Source organism: Ruegeria sp. AB7 (assembly GCF_056542625.1).
Map to the genome: position 1 here is coordinate 213,368 of NZ_JBQGAC010000001.1, position 21,648 is coordinate 235,015.

General features: G+C 56.8%; 20 protein-coding genes. 7 read left to right on the forward strand and 13 right to left on the reverse strand.

All coding sequences use genetic code 11. The annotated features are described in order from the left end of the window. Positions 1–92: 92 nt before the first annotated feature. A complete protein-coding gene (metG, locus tag ACR0EN_RS01085; protein WP_480584826.1) occupies positions 93–1,811 on the reverse strand; it encodes a methionine--tRNA ligase in 1,719 nt (572 codons plus the stop codon). Between the two features lie 210 nt (positions 1,812–2,021). Between metG and ACR0EN_RS01090 the strand changes: the two genes are divergently transcribed. From ACR0EN_RS01090 to ACR0EN_RS01100, 3 genes are all read left to right on the forward strand, one after another. Continuing rightward, positions 2,022–2,948, forward strand: a complete 927-nt coding sequence (locus ACR0EN_RS01090; protein WP_480584829.1) for a hypothetical protein — start codon at positions 2,022–2,024, stop codon at positions 2,946–2,948. Between the two features lie 206 nt (positions 2,949–3,154). Continuing rightward, positions 3,155–3,871, forward strand: a complete 717-nt coding sequence (locus ACR0EN_RS01095) for an OB-fold-containig protein (RefSeq protein ID WP_480584832.1) — start codon at positions 3,155–3,157, stop codon at positions 3,869–3,871. Positions 3,872–3,906: 35 nt separating this feature from the next. After that, positions 3,907–5,580 carry a flotillin domain-containing protein gene (locus tag ACR0EN_RS01100; RefSeq protein WP_170635608.1) on the forward strand — a complete coding sequence of 558 codons (1,674 nt, stop codon included), beginning with the start codon at positions 3,907–3,909 and terminating at the stop codon, positions 5,578–5,580. Between the two features lie 30 nt (positions 5,581–5,610). Here the strand turns inward: ACR0EN_RS01100 and ACR0EN_RS01105 are convergent, their stop codons facing one another. The 7 genes from ACR0EN_RS01105 to ACR0EN_RS01135 all read right to left on the reverse strand — a co-directional run bounded on the left by ACR0EN_RS01105 (position 5,611) and on the right by ACR0EN_RS01135 (position 12,535). Continuing rightward, positions 5,611–6,834 carry an MFS transporter gene (locus ACR0EN_RS01105; RefSeq protein ID WP_170393328.1) on the reverse strand — a complete coding sequence of 408 codons (1,224 nt, stop codon included), beginning with the start codon at positions 6,832–6,834 and terminating at the stop codon, positions 5,611–5,613. A gap of 80 nt (positions 6,835–6,914) precedes the next feature. Continuing rightward, positions 6,915–7,511: a YceI family protein gene (locus ACR0EN_RS01110; protein ID WP_480584835.1), complete on the reverse strand. Its 597-nt coding sequence runs from the start codon at positions 7,509–7,511 to the stop codon at positions 6,915–6,917. Continuing rightward, positions 7,508–8,722 carry an MFS transporter gene (locus ACR0EN_RS01115; RefSeq protein ID WP_170510795.1) on the reverse strand — a complete coding sequence of 405 codons (1,215 nt, stop codon included), beginning with the start codon at positions 8,720–8,722 and terminating at the stop codon, positions 7,508–7,510. Before ACR0EN_RS01115 ends, ACR0EN_RS01110 begins: the two co-directional genes overlap by 4 nt. A gap of 43 nt (positions 8,723–8,765) precedes the next feature. After that, a complete protein-coding gene (locus tag ACR0EN_RS01120; RefSeq protein WP_170817667.1) occupies positions 8,766–9,392 on the reverse strand; it encodes a hypothetical protein in 627 nt (208 codons plus the stop codon). A gap of 49 nt (positions 9,393–9,441) precedes the next feature. Beyond that, positions 9,442–10,023 (reverse strand): retropepsin-like aspartic protease family protein, encoded by a 582-nt coding sequence (locus ACR0EN_RS01125; RefSeq protein ID WP_170465448.1) that lies wholly within the window; start codon positions 10,021–10,023, stop codon positions 9,442–9,444. A gap of 41 nt (positions 10,024–10,064) precedes the next feature. Continuing rightward, the gene (locus ACR0EN_RS01130; RefSeq protein WP_170393323.1) at positions 10,065–10,685 is read right to left on the reverse strand and encodes a MarC family protein; all 621 of its coding nucleotides are present in this window, start codon (positions 10,683–10,685) and stop codon (positions 10,065–10,067) included. Next, a complete protein-coding gene (locus ACR0EN_RS01135; protein ID WP_170817668.1) occupies positions 10,682–12,535 on the reverse strand; it encodes an ABC-F family ATP-binding cassette domain-containing protein in 1,854 nt (617 codons plus the stop codon). The genes ACR0EN_RS01130 and ACR0EN_RS01135 overlap by 4 nt, the downstream gene beginning before the upstream one ends. Before the next feature lie 105 nt (positions 12,536–12,640). On the opposite strand from ACR0EN_RS01135, the gene ACR0EN_RS01140 reads away from it, so the two are divergent. The 3 genes from ACR0EN_RS01140 (at position 12,641) to rpiB (ending at position 14,938) form a co-directional block, all read left to right on the forward strand. Continuing rightward, positions 12,641–13,843 (forward strand): multidrug effflux MFS transporter, encoded by a 1,203-nt coding sequence (locus tag ACR0EN_RS01140; RefSeq protein ID WP_480584840.1) that lies wholly within the window; start codon positions 12,641–12,643, stop codon positions 13,841–13,843. A 104-nt stretch (positions 13,844–13,947) separates the two neighbouring features. Then, positions 13,948–14,370 carry a nucleoside-diphosphate kinase gene (gene ndk, locus ACR0EN_RS01145; protein WP_008757405.1) on the forward strand — a complete coding sequence of 141 codons (423 nt, stop codon included), beginning with the start codon at positions 13,948–13,950 and terminating at the stop codon, positions 14,368–14,370. A 118-nt stretch (positions 14,371–14,488) separates the two neighbouring features. Beyond that, the gene (gene rpiB, locus ACR0EN_RS01150; RefSeq protein ID WP_170817670.1) at positions 14,489–14,938 is read left to right on the forward strand and encodes a ribose 5-phosphate isomerase B; all 450 of its coding nucleotides are present in this window, start codon (positions 14,489–14,491) and stop codon (positions 14,936–14,938) included. Here the strand turns inward: rpiB and ACR0EN_RS01155 are convergent. Then, a complete protein-coding gene (locus ACR0EN_RS01155; RefSeq protein ID WP_170563089.1) occupies positions 14,935–15,282 on the reverse strand; it encodes a TfoX/Sxy family protein in 348 nt (115 codons plus the stop codon). The two genes, rpiB and ACR0EN_RS01155, sit on opposite strands and share 4 nt — an antisense overlap. 92 nt (positions 15,283–15,374) lie before the next feature. Between ACR0EN_RS01155 and ACR0EN_RS01160 the strand changes: the two genes are divergently transcribed. After that, positions 15,375–16,598 carry a cytochrome P450 gene (locus tag ACR0EN_RS01160; protein WP_170817671.1) on the forward strand — a complete coding sequence of 408 codons (1,224 nt, stop codon included), beginning with the start codon at positions 15,375–15,377 and terminating at the stop codon, positions 16,596–16,598. 35 nt (positions 16,599–16,633) lie between these two features. Here ACR0EN_RS01160 and ACR0EN_RS01165 read toward each other — a convergent pair whose 3' ends face one another. The 4 genes from ACR0EN_RS01165 to ACR0EN_RS01180 all read right to left on the reverse strand — a co-directional run bounded on the left by ACR0EN_RS01165 (position 16,634) and on the right by ACR0EN_RS01180 (position 21,638). Further along, on the reverse strand, positions 16,634–18,040 hold the full coding sequence (locus ACR0EN_RS01165) for a sensor histidine kinase (RefSeq protein WP_480584844.1): 1,407 nt from the start codon (positions 18,038–18,040) through the stop codon (positions 16,634–16,636). After that, complete coding sequence (locus tag ACR0EN_RS01170) at positions 17,997–18,677, reverse strand: response regulator transcription factor (protein ID WP_170393316.1); 681 nt, start codon at positions 18,675–18,677, stop codon at positions 17,997–17,999. The genes ACR0EN_RS01165 and ACR0EN_RS01170 overlap by 44 nt, the downstream gene beginning before the upstream one ends. Positions 18,678–18,840: 163 nt before the next feature. Then, entirely contained in the window at positions 18,841–20,277 is a 1,437-nt protein-coding gene (locus ACR0EN_RS01175; RefSeq protein WP_170421237.1) for a DegQ family serine endoprotease, read from the reverse strand. A gap of 746 nt (positions 20,278–21,023) precedes the next feature. Beyond that, on the reverse strand, positions 21,024–21,638 hold the full coding sequence (locus tag ACR0EN_RS01180; protein ID WP_170610304.1) for a nucleotidyltransferase family protein: 615 nt from the start codon (positions 21,636–21,638) through the stop codon (positions 21,024–21,026). Positions 21,639–21,648 lie beyond the last annotated feature (10 nt).

The following is a 21,648-nucleotide window of genomic DNA, read 5'->3' on the forward strand; positions in this document are numbered from 1 at the left end:
GACAATAGGGGCGGGCGAATTTTCTCTGCCAAAAACCAGCAGAGGAGAGGCTTCAGGGCTCCGCCGTTGCATTCATAAATCGAATTTTGTTGTTATTCACGCGTTCCCGCAAACCGATTCTGCCAGTCTTCGCGCTGTTCGTCCGTGATTTTGGCAAACAGCACGTCGGGAACCGAAAATTCATGGCCAGCGGGCAGGGCGCGCAGCGCGGCATCGACATCTTCGGGCCAGCTGGTATCGAGTGTGTTCATCGCACTAAGCATTTTTGCTGACGCATCGGGAATGAACGGCGCGCTCAGAACTGCATAGAGGCGGATCAGGTTCAGCCCCAGCCGCACCTGCGCCGCAGCCTGTGCAGGATCTTCCTTAAAGGTAGACCATGGTGCGGCAGCCTGCAGATACTCGTTGCCCGCGACCCAGATCGCTCGCAGCTCTTGCGCGGATTTGCGCACTTCCATCGCTTCCATGTGGCCTTCGTAGGCACGTACTCGTCTAGTAAGCTCAGCAATCAGGGTCTGTTCACGTTCGCCATACGCACCACCTTCGGGCACTGCTTCACCGAATTTCGAGCGGCAGAACTTAGTGATCCGGCTGACAAAGTTACCCAGAACATCCGCAAGATCTTTGTTCACCGACTGCTGGAAGTTCTCCCATGTGAACTCGCTGTCGCTGCTTTCTGGCGCATGGCTTAGCAACCACCAGCGCCAGTAGTCGGCGGGCAGAATGTCCAGCGCCTGATCCATGAACACTCCACGGCCCTGTGAGGTCGAGAATTGGCCACCGTCATAGTTCAGGTAGTTGAATGATTTCAGGTGGTCGACCATCTTCCAGGGCTCGCCCGATCCCAGAATGGTGGCCGGGAAAGACAGGGTGTGGAAGGGCACATTGTCCTTGCCCATGAACTGAACGTAACGCACATCATCCGCGCCTTTGTCGGTGCGCCACCAACGTTCCCAATCGGCATCAGACTTACCATTGGCGTCGGCCCATTCCTTGGCGCAGGCGATGTATTCAATGGGGGCATCGAACCAGACATAGAAGACTTTGCCTTCCATGCCGGGCCAATCTTGATCACCTTTCTTGACTGGTACACCCCAATCCAGATCGCGGGTAATGCCGCGATCCTGCAGGCCGTCGCCATCATGTAACCATTTCTTGGCGATCGAGGTTGTCAGGATCGGCCAGTCTGTCTTGCTGTCGATCCACGCGTCCAGCTGATCTTTCATGGCGGATTGACGCAAATACAGATGCTTGGTCTCACGCACCTCAAGATCGGTCGAGCCGCTGATCGCGCTGCGGGGCTCGATCAGGTCGGTCGGGTCCAGTTGTTTGGTGCAATTCTCGCACTGGTCGCCGCGTGCGCGATCATAGCCGCAATTGGGGCAGGTGCCTTCGATATAGCGGTCGGGCAGAAAACGGCCATCGGCGTTGGAATAAACCTGCTTTTCGCTGACTTCCCGGATCAGCCCGGCCTCATCCAGTTTGCCAGCGAAATGCTGGGTCAGTTTACGGTTCTGATCGCTGGACGAGCGGCCAAAGTGATCAAAGCTCAGGCCAAAGCGGTTGGCAATATCGGCCTGTACTGCGTACATGTCAGCGCAATATTCAGCCACCGGTTTGCCCGCTTTGGCGGCGGCCAGCTCGGCCGGGGTGCCGTGCTCGTCGGTTGCACACAGGAACATGACCTCATTGCCCCGGCCGCGCTGATAGCGAGCGTACAGATCGGCAGGCAATTGCGAGCCGATCAGGTTGCCGAGATGTTTGATCCCGTTGATGTAAGGGATCGCCGAGGTGATGAGAATTCGGGCCATAATGCGCTTCCACGTATCTGTCTGCGCGCTCGTCTACCTTATGTGGCCAGTAAGCAAAAGCCCGCATTCATACACGCTTGAATTTAACGGGTATTACTACGCGACTTCGTGCATTCCCGGGAGTTTGTGTCGCGTTCGTCAGCGATTTCGCCCCGTGTGTACCAATGGTGTATGATGATCAGGAGAACCCAGCTTAGGGGGAATTTCATTATGCAGAGTTTATGGATGGGCTGCTGTGCCGCCGTTGCAGCTATTGTATTTACCGCCAGCGCCATCGCCGATCAGAGCGCCACAGATGATCCGGTGCATGCTTTTGACCACGCTATGCTCTCGATCTTTCACCGTGGCCAGGATGCGCTGACGGCTGAAACCCGGCCCGTCATGATTATCGCACGTGATGTCACAGTCATGACCGAAGACGGAGAGGCGAGCTATCCAAGGGATGCGCCAACCTATCAACATCTGAAGTCTACGTCGCATGTTGTGTTGGGATTGATCGGGGCGGTGACTCCATGGCCTGATAAAAATACCGATGATGAGCGCTGGAAGGCGGAGTTTGCAATTATCATCAATGAGATAGATGTATTTCTTGCGACATTGGGCGAACTGGGCATGACCGAGAGCGACTTGGCGAGCCAGCGCAAAATGCTCGAAACAGCCCGGGCATTTGCTCAAGGTGCACTCGACAAGGATCAGATCACACGTGAAGCGGTTTCGCAGGTGATCAACGAAATGCGGCCCATTTGGGCAGAGAATATGGAGAAATCTGCACGTGCGGAGTTGAACGCACTTCATTCCGCCGTGTCCGACGCACGCGCAGCCATAAGCGAAGAGGAGTGGACCAAGATGTATGTGGTGCATCACGGCGGCTCAAGCGTCAAAGACGTCAATGTCGTGCTACTGTACCTACAGCGCGTGATGCCGGAAAAGGTTGCTGCCGGGCAGGTTCTGTTCGCTGAGAACGCACACGGGAACGACGCGTTGGCCGGATACGCCGGATACGTTCGAATGCAGAGGCATGTTGGTGCGTGGGTGTTCGGAGACCCGGAACGGATGCGGGTTGACCTGCTGGGATATGAGGCGGGATCGATCCTGGATGAAATGATCCCGGCACCACCGCCAAAGCCCACCGATTAGAGAATTACTCCAGCAGGTGTGAACAGGTGATACGTTTCGCACGGGCGAAAGAAATTGAGCTTAATGTCATGGTTGCAGATTGTAACTGACATTTGGATGTAAATAACCTCAGGTTGAAACACAGAATCACAACCTCTTGAAATTGTAGCAATGACTTCCCATTTGTAGTGTATACAAAAGTATACAATAACGAGGGCAATCTGCTAATGTTCGACTTTTTACTAGAGGGCGCATTTGTGCCCTTTACCTTGGCACTTGCGCTTTTGTTCGGTCTTCTGGGCCTTGAACTGATCGCATTGGTTTTCGGGGGAAGTCTTCTGGCAGGCGAGGGCGAGGTTGATCTGGACATGGTCGACGCGCCCGATCTGGACGTCGTCGACTTTGATCTGGATATCGACGCCGACATCGATCTGAGTGACTTGGAACTGGCCGAAATTGAAACCGATGTGCCTGCGGCTACGCCCGTCGGCCCGTTTGTCTGGTTGGGCATTGGCAAGATGCCATTCATGATCTGGCTCGTTGTGCTGCTGGCTGGTTTCGGCCTGAGTGGCATAGGCCTGCAACTGGCGCTGCGTGATCTGCTGGGCTTTGACTTACCTGCATGGTTGGCCGCGATTCCGGCCGGAGTATTCGGCCTATGGTTCGCACGTGGCTTTGGTGGTGTCTTCGCTCGCCTCCTGCCCAAAACCGAAACCGAAGCGATGTCGGAACGGATGCTGGCCCGCCGCCGTGGCGTGATCACTCAGGGTATCGCATCGCGAGGCCGTCCAGCCGAAGTCCGCGTTATGGATCGCTTTGGCAACACGCACTACCTTCGCGCAGAGCCGTTGCAGGACAAAGATGCGCTGGAGCAGGGAACAGAAGTCCTTGTTCTGCGTGATCGACGGCGCGACCGGTTCGTTCTGGTTCGCATGTCAGTTTAACCAAAAAATCTTAACCCCAATCCGGAGGATATTGCATGGAACTATCATTCCTGGCCGTTACAGTTGTGACTATTTTAGCCGTACTCTTGTTCATAGGCCTTGTACTTGGCCGCCTTTATCGACGCGCCACGCGCGAGATCAGCCTGGTGAAAACCGGCGCGGGTGGCAAAAAGGTCATTATGGATGGCGGCGTCATCATCGTACCGTTGCTGCACGAAGTCAGCCCGGTCAACATGAAGACTCTGCGCCTTGAGGTGCAGCGCAGCGGTGAGGCCGCGCTTATCACCAAAGACCGGATGCGTGTCGACGTGGGTGTCGAATTCTACGTCTCGGTGATGGCGACTGAAGAGGGCATCGCGCGCGCCGCGCAAACGCTGGGTGATCGCACTTTTGACGTCGAGCAACTGCGTGAGATGATCGAAGGCAAGCTGATCGACGGTCTGCGTGCCGTGGCCGCTCAGATGACCATGGATGGTCTTCATGAAAACCGCGCCGACTTTGTGCAGGAAGTGCAGAATGCGGTGTCCGAAGACTTGCTGAAGAACGGTTTGTCGCTGGAATCGGTCTCGCTGACTGCGCTCGACCAGACGCCGTTTGAAGCGCTGGACGAGAACAACGCCTTTAACGCCGTGGGTATGCGTAAGCTGGCCGAGGTGATCGCCATATCCAAAAAAGAACGCGCGCAGATCGACGCCGAGGCCGAGGTTGAGGTGCGTCGTGCGGCGATGGAAGCGGAGCGTCAGAAGTTGCTGATCGAACAGGACGAACAGCAGGCGCGCATCGAGCAGGCGCAGAAGGTGGAAACTCTTCGTGTGGCGCAAGAGGCGGAGATCGCTGCGCGAACTGAAGACTCGGTACGCGAAACCGAACGCGCTCGGATTGCCCGTGAAGAGGCCATTCGTTCGGCCGAGATTGAGCGCGAGCGCAAAATCCGCGATGCCGAGATCGCCAAAGAGCGTGAGATCGAAGTCGCGGAACAGGAACGCCAGATCATCATCGCACAGAAATCCGAAGAGGAAAGCCGCGCGCGCGCATCCGCCGATCTGGCTCGAGCCGAGGCGACCAAAGCAACCGAAGCCGTGGCTACGGCGCGCGAAGTGGCCGAGGCCGAGCGCCAGAAGCAGATTGTTCTGATTGAAGCCACCCGTGAGGCTGAACGCCAGGCCACCGCGATCCGTTTGTCAGCGCAGGCCGAGAAAGAGGCCGCCGCAGATCGCGCCGAAGCCCGCCGCGAGGAAGCGCAGGCCGAAGCAGACGCGTTGAACATTCGCGCCGAGGCCAAGAAGAACGACATGCTGGCCGAGGCGGAAGGTAAGCGTGCGATCGTAGAGGCCGACAATGCCCTGTCACCTGAGCAGATCCGGATGAAGGTCGACTTGACCCGCATTGAAACCATGCCCTCGATCATCTCGGAAATGGTCAAACCGGCCGAAAAAATCGACTCGATCAAAATCCATCAGGTTGGTGGGATCGGAGCTGCCAATGGTGGTGGTGTTTCAAGCGGTGAAAAGCCGGTTGTCAATCAGGCGTTGGATTCGATCATGGGAATGGCCGTGCAGATGCCAGCGCTCAAGAAACTGGGCGAAGAGCTTGGCTTGTCCATGGAGAACGGCGTCGGGGGCGTGGTGAACGGTGCGCTTGAGAGCACCGTGGACCCAGATGAGGTGGTCGACGCGGTCGAGGACCACGGGCCAGCGGTCCAGCAGTAAACAGAATGGCCGGGATTTCCCGGCCCTTTTTCATTGCTTTTCGCGAGAACCCTTGAGCAGCCTGCCGATGGTAAAGGATGTGCGCGGTGCATAGACATAATTCGTCCGTTTCTCGGGCGTCGGGCGCGAACGCATACGGGCGAGGCCAAAGACAATAAGAAACACATGACCCAATGCAACAAAAGCAAACAGGGCTCCGGGGCCGAATTGCTGGATCAACGTGGATGAGATGTAGGGCGAGGCAATTGCCCCCAATGCATACCAGAACATCAACGCTGCTGCCAATTCAACGCGTTGTTCGGTCGTGGCAAAATCATTCGCATGGGCCGAGGAAACCGAGAAAATCGGAAATGTGGTCAGGCCAAAGAACCCGGCGGCCAGCATAACGCCGACCGTTCCAGTTCCGCTAGCCAACATCGTGACACCGCAGCTTAGCACGGCTGCCACGGACAGCCAGATCAGCACCCAGCGTCGATCATACTTATCTGCGAGCCAACCCAAGGGGTACTGGGCCAGTGCGCCGCCCAGAACGAAAGAGGCCAGAAAGAAGGCAATCTGATCTACGCCCAATCCGACCTCCTGACCGTATACCGGGCCGACCATGCGCAATGATGCCGAACTGAGCGCAGCCACGATAACGCCCGCCACAGCCAGTGGTGAGCTGTGCCAGGCCAGCTTGGGACGCAGGCGCGGGGTGTCCGGTGTCTTGGGTTGGCTGGCGCGAGTTAGGGCCAGCGGCAAGATCGATGCACAGCATAGGATCGCAAGCAGGTTGTATGAAACGTAAGAGGCGGGTGGCAGAACAGCAATGATAAGCTGTGCACAAAGCGAGGCCCCCATATCGGCGATACGGTAGGTGCCCATCGCGCGGCCACGGGTTTCGTTGGTGACCTTGGCGTTCAGCCAAGCCTCGATCACGGTGTAACAACCGGCGACACAGGTGCCCGACGCGATACGCAGCGCGGCCCAGACATAAGGGTTTTCAGTCAGCGTATGCCCCAGCAACCCCATCGCGCCCAAAGCGGTGCAGACCGCAAATGCGCGCGAGTGCCCGACGCTGCCCATAAGCCGCGGAGCCCACCAGCAACCAACAAAGAACCCAATGAAGTGCGATGACCCCAGCAGACCGATCTGTTCGGTCGAAAAATCAAGCGTCAGCCCCGAGATTGCATCCAGCGGACCGACACCGCCCGTTGAGAGCTGCAGCAGAATGACCGAAAGAAAGAGGGCGGCAAATGAAATGATCGTACGCATGATAGGTGCAACTTGACCTTGTCGCCACGAAATGCGCGCGCCTAATCGACGCCCTGACGTCGTTTTTTGCCTTTTTGTGGTTAATCCTGCCGGATGATTTCGGCGTGGATGTCCAGGCCGATCGTGGGTTGTACAAGATCAGGATATCCAGACGCGCCAAACTCATTTCGATTGATCGCCCCCTCTAGCCGGATGGACAGGGTGTCCAAATCATCCACCGCGCTTCCCGGTCTCCGATACAGGTTGGCGCTCAAAGTCACCGGACGCGTGATACCGCGCACTGTGAGATCGCCGGTCACGGTTGCACCTTCCGAGATACGGCCAGTGGGTCCCAGCTGAATCTTAGTCGTGATGAAACGGATGGTGGGGTATTGGGCAGCGTTCAACACACTTTTTCCCAACATCGGACCTCGGGCAAATGGTAGGTTCGTCCGCGCCCGGGCCACGTCCAGCACGACATCGACCCGGCTGTTTTGCAAGCGATTGGTATCAATCAGAATTTGGGCCGACTGTACTGGCATCGTGCCCGTCTGAAGCGCGCCGGACAAATCATAGGTGAAGCCAACGGAACTGCGCGATGACGCCAGCACATACGGGGTGAGGGCGGCCATCGCTGCCCGTGCCATTGGCAACGCGCAAAGGCTTGCAATCAGGCTGCGTCGGGTAAGGTTCCTCATGCCATCGCCGTGCGTCCACGCGGGCGCGAGCGTTTCATGAGCATCAGCACGATTGCGATGTTCAGCCCGTTCCAAAGGATGCCATTGATGAAAGCAAGCTGATAACTGCCAGTCACGTCATAGATCCAGCCCGACATCCAACCACCCAGAGCCATGCCGAGGATAGTCATCATCATGACAAAACCCACGCGCGCGCCGGCCTCTTGCGGGGGCATATATTCGCGTACAATCAGCGCGTAGCTGGGGACGATACCACCCTGGGCCAGCCCGAATAGCATGCTGACGACATAAAGCGAAACCATCCCATCATAAGGGAGAAACAGGAACAGAGCGATACATTGCAGGACCGAGCCAATCAGCAGTGTTGAAAGCCCTCCCAACCGGTCCGCGACAAGCCCCGAGATGATGCGGCTAACCACGCCGCCCAACAGCATCAGAGACAGCATCTCGGCCCCAACGGCTGGGCCATAGCCCAAGCCCACACAATAGGAGACAATATGGACCTGGGGCATCGACATGGCCACGCAGCAGCCGATGCCAGCCAGCCCAAGGATGTACTGCAGGGCGCGGGGTGAAAAGCCGACGCTTTGTGCTTTGACCTGTGCTGCCGCTGCTGCCGTGCCGTGCGCCTCGACGGGGACCTGTCTGCGCAAAAGCAGGGACAGAGGAATGACGGCGACCAGGGTGATGACGGCGAGACTCAGATAAACCTGCTGCCACCCGTCGCGCTGCAGAATGCCCGACAGCAGCGTGGGCCATATCGCGCCAGACAGGTAGTTGCCACTGGCCACCAGTGCCACAGCAATCCCTCGCCTGCGCATGAACCAATGCGAGATATCGGCGATCAGTGGTCCAAATCCGATTGACGTACCGAGCCCCAGCAGAAGATGCGCAACCGACAGCAGCGCGATATTCGGCGCAAGGGTTGCCAGCAGATAGCTTACCGCACTCAGCACAGCGGCGCCGATCAACGCCATTGTCACGCCCAGTCGGTCCACCAGCTTGCCCAGCCACATGTTGCCGAAGGCAAAGCCGATCATGGCGAGCGTATAGGGCATCGACGCTGCGGCTCGGTCCGCGCCAAACTCGGCCTCGATGGCGGGCATGACGACGATCACAGCCCACATGCCCACATTGACCACGGTTGCGATGGCCAGGGTGATCAGCAGGCGAAGCCACGAATATCGGCTGTCATGGATCGGGTGTGTCATGCCGGCACGCTAGGGGGCAAGTCCGGTTTTGGCCAGTCACAAGTTATGTGATCATCGGGGCGTCTTCGGATTTGATCTGCTTTAACTGCAGTCCGGAATGAGGAGCAGCCCGCGTCACGTGCCAACTGGCCGGGGGCAGGGCGCGGGCGCGGCGGCGGGTCAGACACCAACTGCAGGCCTCGTCCCGATAGGTGGGCACCATATGCCAGCGCGTCTCAATCCCCTGTGCGCCACCATCGTCAGGCGTCAGCAATAGCCCCAGCGGAGCCTGTCCCGATATGCCGCCCTGTTCGGCAGCCAGATGCATTCGCCGGACCGGGGTCAGACCCGGCGGGCCGGGCAAATCGCCAATGACCAACGGGGCGGCACCGCTGCGCAAGGCTTCTTCCATGCACCACAACAGGTCTTCGGGTTTGTCAGGGTGGATCAGCAGAAACCGGGACGGATCGGCAAAAGGCAGCATGCCCTCGGGATGCAGCTGCGCCACCTCCCAAGCCGGGGCAATCCACATCACTGGCCCTTGAGTCTGCCCCGCCACCCACAGAGCAAAGCTACGCCGGGCAGGGCCGCAGGCTTCGTGTACACGGGCCAGTTGCAGACTGATCTGTGGGTGCAGGGCCACCCCGGGTGGGGTGCGCGCGGGCTTGCGGCCAAGAAGATTGGTGGACATGCTGATCAAATTAGCATGTTCTCATTTTGTTCTCAATTGGGGAATGCGGTCAACGCGACAGGATTAGACGCCCATCTGCGAACTGGATGTTCGAAAAGCGGTGCAGATACGCCATCCCTAGCAAGGATTGACCCAGATCGCCTTCATTGACCGAGGCCGGGATATCGCGATCGGTGATGGGGCCCAAAGACAGGCTGTCCAGCCGAACCGGCGCTGTACGCACAATGCCATTGGCCGTCGAGGCGCGGCCGAGATAGTTCAATTGATCCGTATCGATTCCAATTCGTTCGGCATCTTTCGGGCTGATGACGATATTGCTGGCCCCGGTATCGACCAGAAAGGTCACCGCTGTGCCATTCACCAGCATTGGTAAATAGTAGTGTCCATCATAAGAGCGGGGCACTTCAATCCGCTGATCAGTTACGGTCAGTTGCGGGGTCGGGCTGACGGTTGAACGGATGTCATCCCACAATCCGACAACGGCAATGACACCGATAAAGATAAACACCCAAGCCGCGACCTGCTGCATGGTTTTTCCCAACGACTGACGGTTCTGAGTGATAAACCACATCAACAGGGCAGCACCCAGCAAAACCAGATAGGTCAATCGCCCAATATCGTAGCCGTCCATTCAATCACCCGAAATCAGTTGTCTCATACCAATATGGTGTTTCACGAGGCGAAACCAAAGGCTTTGAGGCCATCAAGAATGAACTGAACCGACAGTGCGGCCAGTAGCATACCCAGCAGCCGTGTCAGCACGTTCAGCCCGGTCTTACCAAGAATACGGGCGATCATGCCTCCGGCCAGAAAGAACACAAATACAACCAACATGACGGCAAGCATAACAGCGCAGGCCGCTGCGATCCCAGGGACGCCCGGGTTTTGTCCGGCCAAAAGAATGATTGTTGCGATCGATCCAGGGCCCGCGATCAGGGGTATGGCCAAGGGGAACACCGAAGGGTCAGAATGATCTTCTTCCTCGGCGCGGTCCTCGCGGCGTTTGGTACGGCGGTCGAACAGCATGTCCAGCGCAGTCAGAAACAAAAGCGCGCCACCTGCAACGCGGAAGGCTTCCATCGAGATGCCGACGAATCCAAGAACCGCTTCACCAAAAGCGGCAAAGGCGATCAGGATGAAAACTGCGGTCAGGCAGCTGCGAATGGCAATCTTACGGCGTGTGGCCGCATCCATGTCCTGCGTCAAGGCAACGAAAATTGGCGTGGTGCCGAAAGGGTCAATCACCACAAACATCGTGGTGAAAGCCGTTATGAAAAAGGCCATGTCGATCATGCTGCGCTCTCTGCCTGTTCCAACCGTTCTGCGGCGGCGACCCATAGGGCTTCAGCCTTTTGCATGGCTTCGACCACCTCGGCGAATTTTCGGTTCCAGGTTTCCAGATCGTTGATCCGGTCATCTTCATAAAGCGCAGGATCCGCCAGCTTGGCAGAAAGCTTGTCGTGCATATTGGTCAGTTTCTCGACCCGGTCTTCGCATTTGCGCAGATCCGCACGCAGGGCCAATACGGTCTCGCGTGACGCACGTTTGGGTTTGGGCGCCTGTAGTTTATCTTTGACCGGTTTCTCGCGGGCCAGCAAAAGAGCGCGATAGGCCTCAAGATCGCCATCGAATGGCTTCACGGTGCCATCCGAGACCAGCCATAGCCGATCAGCGACAAGCGACAGTAGGTGCATGTCGTGGCTGACCAAGATGACCGCGCCGGAATAGGCAGTCAGCGCTTCGACCAGCGCTTCGCGGCTTTCGATGTCCAGATGGTTCGTCGGTTCGTCAAGGATCAGCATATGCGGCGCGTCGATGGTAGCGATCAGTAGCGACAAGCGCGCCTTTTGTCCGCCCGACAGGCGACCGACCAGCGTTTCTGCCTGATCCGCGTTCAATCCGAACCCCGCCAGACGCGAGCGCCACTTGCCGGGCGCCTCATTGGGGCGTAGGCGGCGCAGGTGATCCAATGGTGTTTCGTCCACATGCAGCTCATCTACCTGATGCTGCGCGAAATAGCCGATGCGCAGCTTGGAGCTTCGGGTCATTTTACCCGCCATCAGGGGTAGGCGGTCAGATAGCAGTTTTGAAAGGGTTGACTTGCCCTGACCATTCTTGCCCAGCAGAGCGATGCGATCATCCTGATCAATGCGCAGGTTCAGTCGTCGCAAAACCTCGGTCTCACCATAACCGGTTACCCCTCCTTCAAGTTGAATGATCGGTGGCGACAGTTCTTCTGGCTCGGGGAATGAAAAGGCGCGCAAAGCCGCCTCTTGCGGAGTTGAAACCAGTTGGATGCGCTCGATCATCTTCAAACGAGACTGGGCCTGTACGGCCTTTGACGCCTTATAGCGGAAACGATCCACGAAACTTTGCAGATGTGCGATGCGGGCCTTGGCCTTGGCGTTTTCCGACTCTGCTTGTGCCAGACGTTCAGCGCGACGTTCGGCAAACTTGTCGTAGGGAACCGCGTAATATGTCAGCTTGCGATCTTCGAGATGCAGAATTGATCCGACGGCGCGGTTCAACAACCCCCGGTCGTGGCTGATGATGATGACGGTGTGAGGGTATTTGGCCAGATAGCTTTCCAGCCACAACGCACCTTCAAGGTCCAGATAGTTGGTCGGTTCGTCCAACAGCAACAGGTCAGGCTGCGAAAACAGTACGGCCGCCAGCGCTACCCTCATGCGCCATCCGCCCGAGAAATCCGAACAGGGTTTCAGCTGATCCTCATCGTCAAAGCCCAGTCCTTTGAGAATTGAGGCTGCCCGAGCCTCAGCCGACCATGCGTCGATATCAGCCAGCCGTGTCTGGATTTCAGCAATTCGGTCCGGATCTATTGCGCTGTCTGCTTCGGCCATCAATGTGCTGCGTTCCACATCCGCGGCCAGAACCGTGTTGATCAGCGAGACATCCGAGGACGGCACTTCCTGCGCCACGCCCCCGATCCGCGCGCGTTTTGGCAGGGATATATTGCCTGATTCCTGCGACAGCTCGCCCCGGATCAACCGAAAGAGCGTCGTCTTTCCGGTACCATTGCGCCCGACAAGGCCGACCTTGTGGCCATCGGGAATGGTCGCACTGGCCCCGTCGAACAGAGGACGCCCTTCAACGGCGTATGTGATGTTATCGATCCGTAGCATGAGGCGCTCTTATCAGAGCATCCAAGACGCCGCCAGAGGTCACCATGTTCAAGCCAGAAGCAATGTGTTAGCGCTGTTCCGGTTCGTCTTCCAAACGGTTTCGATATGCGTGCGGCTCAATCTCCTCCAACCCTGATTACGCTGATCTTTGCAACGGCGCTCTCGGTTCTGACACTGAACATGTTCCTTCCGTCGCTGGCGCATATGAGCGAAGATTTCGGCGTGGATTATGGCCTGATGAACGTGGCCGTCGCAGGGTACCTATTTGTCTCGGCGGTCTTGCAGTTGATCGTCGGGCCGCTGTCGGATCGCTACGGGCGCAGGCCGGTTTTGTTGATCGCGATGGTCATATTTGTCGCCGCATCAATTGGATGCGTTTTAGCCGAGTCAATCTGGGTTTTCCTTTCGTTTCGGATGATTCAGGCGGCGGTGGTGGCCGGGCCGGTGCTGTCGAGTGCTTCGATCCGCGACCGATATCCACCAAACGAGGCCGCCAGCAAACTGGGCTATGTCGCAATGGCCATGGCACTGGCACCGATGCTTGGGCCAATGCTAGGTGGCGCGCTGGATATGCTTTTTGGTTGGCGGGCCGGGTTCGTGCTGTATTCGCTGCTTGGGGCAGGGGTGCTGTTGCTGCTTTGGGCTGACATGGGTGAAACCAACACCAACCGCTCGTCGACTTTCGCGGCGCAGATGCGGGAATACCCGCATTTGTTCCGCGCGCGTAGGTTCTGGGGTTACGCCTTATGCGCCGCGTTCTCCATCGGCGGTTTTTTTAGTTTTATCACCGGCGCGCCTCTGGTCGCCGCAGCCTGGTTCGACCTGAGCCCAGCAATGCTGGGTCTGGGCATCGGTATCATCACGGGCGGGTTTATGGTCGGCAACTTTGTTACCGGGCGCATCGCAAAGCGTACCCAGCTGACGACAATGATCTTGTTCGGTCGGGTCGTGGCCTCGGTTGGGCCATTTTGCGGGCTGCTGCTGTTCATCGGCAATATGGGCTCGGTCTGGGTGTTTTTTGGATCCGCCATCTGCGTTGGTTTCGGAAATGGTTTGACCAATGCAAATGCCTCGGCTGGGGTGATGTCGGTACGTCCGAAACTGGCCGGCAGTGCGGCTGGATTATCAGGCGCCTTGATCGTGGCACTGGGGGCTGTCTTGACCATGATGACCGGGACGTTTGTAAGCCCTGAAAACGGGCCATATCTGGTGCTGAGCATGATGTGCGGCAGCAGCTTTGCGGGTCTTTTGACAGTGTTCTATGTCCGCCGGTTGGATCGTACCGACCCGCTGCCTGATGCGATCTGAGTGATAAACGATCATAACGCTTTTCATGAGACAAATACCATGTTAGGCGGCGCGCGATGGATTTCGGCGCGGGTATCGCGCCCTTAAGTCAAGGAGAGGCCAATATGGCACTGGAACGCACATTCTCGATCATCAAACCCGATGCAACCCGCCGCAACCTGACTGGCAAGATCAATGCCAAGTTCGAAGAAGCTGGCCTACGCATCGTCGCGCAAAAGCGCATTCACATGACCAAAGCTCAAGCTGGCAAGTTCTATGACGTGCACGCCGAGCGTCCGTTCTATGACGAACTGTGCGAATTCATGTCGTCGGCCCCCGTTGTTGTTCAGGTTCTCGAAGGCGAAGGCGCCATTGCAAAGAACCGTGAAGTCATGGGCGCAACCAACCCTGCAGACGCAGCACCTGGCACCATCCGCGCCGAGTTCGCTGAATCGGTCGGTGAAAACTCGGTCCACGGTTCGGACGCACCGGAAACTGCCGCGGTTGAGATCGCCTACTTCTTCTCGGGCATCGAACTGGTCGGCTAATCGGCCGTCAGATCACAGCTTTAGGCCGTACCCCATATCGGGTGCGGCCTTTCTTATGAGGGCAGGGCTCAAGAGTGTTTGTCCGCATTGCTTTAGTCGACAGGAGCGAAATGCCGTCATGAGCACAAACAAACGCATTGTTCTTTCCAGTGATCACGCTGCAATCGACCTCAGGCAGGCTATCTCTGCTTACGTTGAAGCCCAAGGTTGGGAGGCCGTAGATCTCGGCCCGACCACTTCGGAAAGCACTCATTATCCCGAACACGGAGCCGCCGCCGCACGCCTGGTGGCTTCGGGTGACTGTCGCTTTGGTATCATCTTGTGTGGCACCGGACAGGGTATCATGATGGCGGCGAACAAAATCAACGGCGTCAGATGTGGCGTTTGCAGTGATGTCTTTTCGGCCCAGATGATCCGTCAGCACAATGACGCAAACATGCTCTCGCTGGGGGCGCGGATTCTCGATGAAAAGCAAGCACTGGAAATCACGGCTGCTTTCCTGACATCCGAATTTGAAGGTGGTCGCCACGCAATGCGGGTCGATATGATCGGGGCGCTCGAAGCCTAGTCTGCCGCCAAATCCTTGGCCGATATACGCACGCCCAAAGCATCAAGATCGGCAATCATCTGATGCTTTGGTGCTATGCTGACTCCGGCCTTGATCGCATCGAACCGTTCGCGCAAGGCCTTCTTTTCCTCGCCCTTGCAGTCATTCCAGGGGCGACCTTGCAAGCCCATGACCAATACATAATAGCCGATGAAATGAGGGCGCGTTCCGGCCTGCAATAGGCGCGAATAAGCCTCGTCTGCTCCCAACGCGCGCAACTCCTGAGCTGTCATAATGCCCGCTCGTGCGCAGGCTTGTTCGAATGCCGGGCCAAGATTGCGGATGGAGGAGATCGGATCAGACATGCCTTGTCTTATCCCGCCCGAAGCGGCCTGTCACCCGCTCAAGGTTGTTTGCGGCTTCCCTTTCCGCTACCCAAGCATTGGAGGGGTCAAGAATGAACGATCTAAGCCTAGAGAATGTCGCGCAAAATCTGGACCTGATGAACCCGCCCGAGGGGTTTGTCGACGACCCGTTCCCCTTTTACGATGCACTGCTTGAGCATGCGCCAGTATTGCGACAGCCGGACGGTTCCGTGTTGTTGTCACGCCATGCGGATCTGGATGCCATTTATCGCAACACGACGCTTTATTCCTCGGATAAGGAGGCGGCGTTTGGCCCTAAATTCGGTGTTGGCTCGCCGTTATTCGAACATCATACAACTTCATTGGTGTTCTCCGACCCGCCTTTGCACACGCGTGTGCGCAAGATCATGACCTCAGCCCTGACGCCCCGGGCAATCGCGCGGATGGAGCCGGGTCTGATCGAAACCGTTGATACGCTGCTGGATGATATAGCGGGCAGGGGGCAGGTTGACCTGATCGCGGATTTTGCTTCGACCATTCCGATCCAGATCATCGGCAATCTGCTGGATGTACCGATGAACGAACGCGCGCCTCTGCGCGATTGGTCGTTGGCCATCCTTGGTGCTTTGGAACCCGCTTTGACAGAAGCTCAGCTGGAAAAGGGCCACACTGCTGTTCGCGAATTCAAAACCTATCTTCAGGATCTTGTTGCCCGTCGTCGCGCAAATCCGGGAGATCCGGAAACAGATGTTCTGACACGTCTGATCCGAGGCGAAGGCGCGGACGAGATGCTGAGCGAGATTGAGCTTCTGCAAAACTGTATCTTTATCCTGAATGCGGGTCACGAAACGACCACTAATTTGATCGGCAATGGGCTGGCGCTGCTTCATGACTATCCAGAACAACGCCAAAGACTGTTGGAAGATGGCGAATTGATTGCTCCGGCGGTTGAAGAGGTCTTGCGCTTTCGGTCACCCAACCAATTTGGCAACCGGGAAACCACGGAGGACGTTGAAATCCGAGGACATCAGATCGCCAAAGGAACGAACCTGCATCTCTGTATCGGGGCAGCGAACCGTGATCCCGAGGTGTTCGCCGACCCGACCCGATTTGACATCACACGCAAGCCGAACAGGCACCTGGCCTTCGCGGGCGGGCCGCATGTCTGCGTTGGCCTGACTTTGGCGCGCCTTGAAGGTCGTGTTGCACTGGATCGATTGCTGAAGCGATTTCCCGATTACCAGATTCAAGGAAAACGGGTGCAGGGTGGTCGCATTCGTTTTCACGGATACGCGTCGTTGCCTGCAGTTATGTAATTAGATCAACGCTCTAGTAGATGTTCTTCATGCAATTACGAATTGCGTGACAACTTCAGGGTTGTCTCAAGCCCTGGTTTACGATTGCGCGCCAGAAATGTGCCGCCGTGCATATGTGAAATTGCCGCCACAAGCGCCAGTCCAAGGCCGGCATTCCGCCCGGTCCTTGCAGGATCAAGCGTGACAAACGGCATCTGCAATCGGGGCAGATCGCTTTCTGGTACGCCAGGGCCCCGGTCGCGAACGCTGAGTAACGCATAGTCGCCGTCGTCTCGAATTTCGATGGTGATCGCTGTGCCGGGCGGGGCGTAGCGCATGGCGTTTTCAAGAAGGTTCGACAGTGCTTGAGACAGCAGAGGGCGATGGCCTTGGATTGGGTCCGCGTTTCCAACGACCTCGAGTCGGATGTTCTGATCAGACGCGACAGGTTCGTATAACTCAACCACATCACCGACCAGTTGCAAAAGCTTTACCGGTTCAAATTGTTCGCGGCCCAGACCGGCCTCGGCGCGCGAAATCTCGGTCAGTTGGCTGAGAACGCGCAGCAGGTGATCAATCTCGCCGGTCGCGCGCGCCATGTCGATCTCGCGATCTTGATCGCTTTTGCCGGGCTCAGCCAGGGATTCGACCCGTTGCCGCAGTCGCGACAGGGGAGAGCGCAGGTCATGAGCAATAGAATTGGACGTTGTGCGCAGGTTGCTGATCAGTTCTTCAATACGATCCAGCATGTTGTTCAATGTGGCCGCGACCTGATCGAATTCATCGCCCGTGCCTCGTAGAGGCATGCGCAGAGCTAAATCTCCGGAAACGATATTGTCGGCTGTATTGGCGATGTCTTTCAGTCGTGAAAACACCAGCCGGGTCAGCAGCCAGCCGGTCAATAAACTCAGCGCCAATGCCGTGGCAAGTGCCAGCGCGACAGACCGGAACAGAACCCGGTCGAATTGCTGTCTGGCCAATGAATCACGCCCGACAAGCAGCCTCTCACCACCCGGCAGCCGGACTGAAGCGGCAGAGATCGGGACATATTGATCCGTATCTTCTTTGCGAAGCTGAAGATCGACCCAGCCGCTGCCCGGAGTTATCCCTTCCGGCCAATGCGTCAGGTTGCCCGCCAGTTTCGTGCCTTGCCGACCTGTCAGCAGGTACAAGGCATCCCGCTCGGCCGCTGTCGGCAAACGGCGGTCGATGGCAGAGATCAACCCGATCATGCCACGCCGTTCATATTCATCTGCCAGGCCCGTAAGCTCGGCCTGAACGACCGAACGCGTCTCGCCTGAAATCGTGCGATTGGCCGTAAAATACACCATCGTCAGAACGGTCGCCGTCAGCAAAGTGCTAAGCACCATGCTGGCCAGAACCAAGCGAGTACGAGAGTTTTTCAGCGACAGGCGCAGGTTATCCATCCGAAACCATGTATCCGGCGCCTCGGACTGTTTCAATCACCGGGTCGGCTCCGTCTTCATCAAGCTGGCGGCGCAGTTTCGAAATATGGACGTCGACCACGTTGGTGTTCGGGTCAAAGTGGTAATCCCACACACCTTCAAGCAACATCGTGCGCGAGACGACGCGGTTTTTTCGGCGCAGAAAGAACTCCAGAATTTGAAATTCGCGCGGGGTCAGGGTGATTTCACGACCGTTGCGCGTGACCTTGCGGGTCAACAGATCCATTTCGAGATCGCGGCAGGCAAGGGTCGGCGTTTCTTCGGCTTCTTGCGGTCGACGCAACAGGGCTTCGATCCGGGCATGAAGTTCCTGGAATGAAAATGGTTTGACCAGATAATCGTCTGCGCCCGCGCGGAGGCCTTTGACTCGCTCGTCCACTGCACTCATGGCGGTTAACATCAGAACAGGTGTTTTCAACCCAGCCGCACGCATTGACTTAATCAGTGATAACCCGTCCAGCCCGGGAAGCATTCGGTCCAGTACGACCGCATCAAATCCGCCGTCAGTTGCGTGGTACAGGCCTTCGCGGCCATCTGATGCGACTTCGACAACATAGCCTTCTTCACCAAATCCCTTGGCAATGAAGTCCCGTGTGTCTTGGTCATCTTCAACGATCAACAAGCGTCTGCTCATGGTCAGGGCTCCTTCCCAATGGGATTTAAACACACATACTCTTTGAAAAAAACATGCCGGGTGCAAAGGTGCACCCGGCTGTTCCGGCGGCACGTGGACAATCCGTGCCTGCCAGAATAAGCGCTCCAGATTTCCCCATCATGTGGCGCGCTTAGGTGTAGGGTTAGGCGATTTCGACCGCGACGAAGATCTGGTTGCCACCGCGATTGATCAAAACCAGAGCTGGATCCGTCTTTTCGTTCTCCAGCGCTTCTTTCAAAGCGTCTGGCGTAACTGTATCCAGATTGCCCAGTCGAACGATCACATCACCACGCTGCAATCCGGCCTTGGCCGCAGGGCTTTCGGGCTCCAGATCGGTGACAACAACACCATCGACGTTCTCGGCCACGCCAATCTCGGCGCGGGCGGTTTCGGTCAGCGGTGCCACGGTTACGCCCAGCGACGTACCTTCGAACTTGTCTTCAACCACGCTATCGGTCGCCGCCGAGGCTGACTGATGCTGACCGATTGTCAGTTCGATCTGTTCTTCTTTGCCATTTCGAAGAACAGTCAGCGTGCTATCAGTACCTACCTTGGTCGTGCCAACCAGGATCGGAAGATCGCTACTGGAATCAACGGCTTCGTCATTGAAAGTCAGGATCACGTCACCTTGCTGCAGTACGCCATCGGCCGGGCTGTCAGGTACAACATCCGATACCAGTGCACCTGTTGCCGTATCGATACCCATCGCAGCAGCCAGTTCGGGGCTGACATTCTGGATCGACACTCCCAACCAACCGCGGCTGACCTCGCCGTCATCGCGCAGATCAGCCGTGATGTGATCTACAATATTCGAAGTCACCGCAAAGCCGAGCCCGACTGAGCCGCCGCTGGGCGAATAGATCGCCGAGTTCACACCGATCACCTCACCATCCATGTTGAATAGCGGACCTCCCGAGTTGCCTTTGTTGATAGCAGCGTCGGTCTGGATGAATTCGGCGTAGGGGCCTTCCGAAATATTGCGCCCCTTCGCGGAAACAATACCGGTCGTAACAGTTGCATTCAGGCCAAACGGGTTGCCGATGGCGACGACGTCTTCGCCCACGCGAATGACATCGCTGTCACCCATTTGAACGGCTTGCAGGTCTTCTCCTGCGTCAATTTTAAGCACGGCGATGTCAGTAAGCGGATCTGTACCAACGATTTCAGCTTCGAATGTGCGGTTATCGCTCAGACGTACGGTCACTTCGCTAGCGTTATCGACAACGTGGTGGTTGGTGACGATGTATCCTGCCTTATCCAGCACAAAGCCTGATCCCAAACCCTGGCTGGGGCCTCGCTGCGGCATGTCAAATCCTTCAGGACCGCCGAACCGCTTAAAGAACTCGCCAAAGGGATGGTTTTCGAGGTCGAACTCTTGACCTTGTGTGGGGCGTGGTTTGGCATCTTGCTTGGCGGTGATCGTGACCACCGAAGGCGAGACGGTTTCGACCAGATCGGCCAGAGCCTCGTCTGCCATTGCGGGCAGGGCGGTGGTGGCCATCATGGCCGCGCCCAGTGCGGTAGCTCCCATCCAGCTGGATGTGCGTGGAATAAGCAGTGAGGATTTACGGATGCTCATTTTGACTCCTGTCTATTTCGGCGGTTGATCCCGCGCATTGAGACAGGAGATGCACTGGCAACCTTGGGATATCCTGAGAGAAATATTAAGAAACCTTAATTTCGCCACGTTTCGCCGCTTTAATGACTCCGTTCAACGTGCTCGGGTAGCAAGAATCAGCTTGGGTGCCATGTGGCGAATCGGTGGATTGTTGCCGATAAAGTCAATAATTTCGAAAAAGCATTGAATTGATTCATTTTTGTTAACAAAGAAACGACGCTTTTGCGGTCTCAAAAATACTTCTCCTAAAAGTTGCGTGAGATGGAGTGTTCAAATTTCGAACACGCCCGTCGATGCCTTTGAAATAGGTAAGTTAGCCGTATTCTAAGTGCGCAACTGACGGAAACTTCTGGAAAAAGTATAAGTCGATGCAACCATTGGTAGAATCCAGAGTGTTGCATTGTTGCTCAAAAGCCAGTGCGCCTGCGCTGAAATTTACCATTTCATCCAATTTTACATTGTTTGAACGCATCGGATCAGCGACATTGGAGTTGCCCAAGTGAGGGGGGCCTTAGGCACTAGGGGGTGTCAAAGGCGCATCTCAGTCTCCATAGCGCTGAGCGGCATGTTAACGAGGGGGTCTTGTTTAGGTTCAGCAGCACAACGTCGGGAAGCCTGATTGGCGATCTGACCGCGCTTTAGAGATTGGTGAAAGTGGTAGTCCTGTTTTTGGGCATGCGACCCGGTCATTATTGACCGGGTCGCGTTTATTTGAGGGGCTGCTTTTGCGGTCGGCCCGCATTCCAACGGGTCCAATCGGCGGGTGTATCCAAATCAAGCAGCGCATTCTGGGCGGGCAGGCGATGCAGATGAACCTTGCCCTTGTAGCGTTGCACGACAATCTGCGCGCCGCTGTCACCGTTCAGTTCCGAAAGCTCTGAAAATAGAGAACGATCAAACACGACAGGATGGCCGGGAGCGCCTTCCTCAGTAGCCCCACGCCATATCAGATTGTCAGGGTGGGTTTTGACTGATCGGAGAACACTGTTCAAGTCTTGGGTTGTGAGGTCCGGAAGGTCCGATAACAGGATCATGACCGCAGGTGCATTTGCTGGAACGGAGGCTATTGCGCCTCTCAAACTGGCATTCATGCCTTCTTGCGCATTTGGGATTTCGACCAGTTGAACATCGAGGCCCTCCAGCACCGTATATCGGGGATGTGGGGCCGGGGGCAGGGCGATGATAACGTGACCTGCGGCAAGCGCCCGCTGAGCCACTCGGCGCAGAAGCGGCACGCCTTCAATCGGTTGCATTAACTTATCAGCACCACCCATGCGGCTGGATTGCCCGGCAGCGAGCAGGATGATGGGAATCTGGGTCATTTCGCAAGCA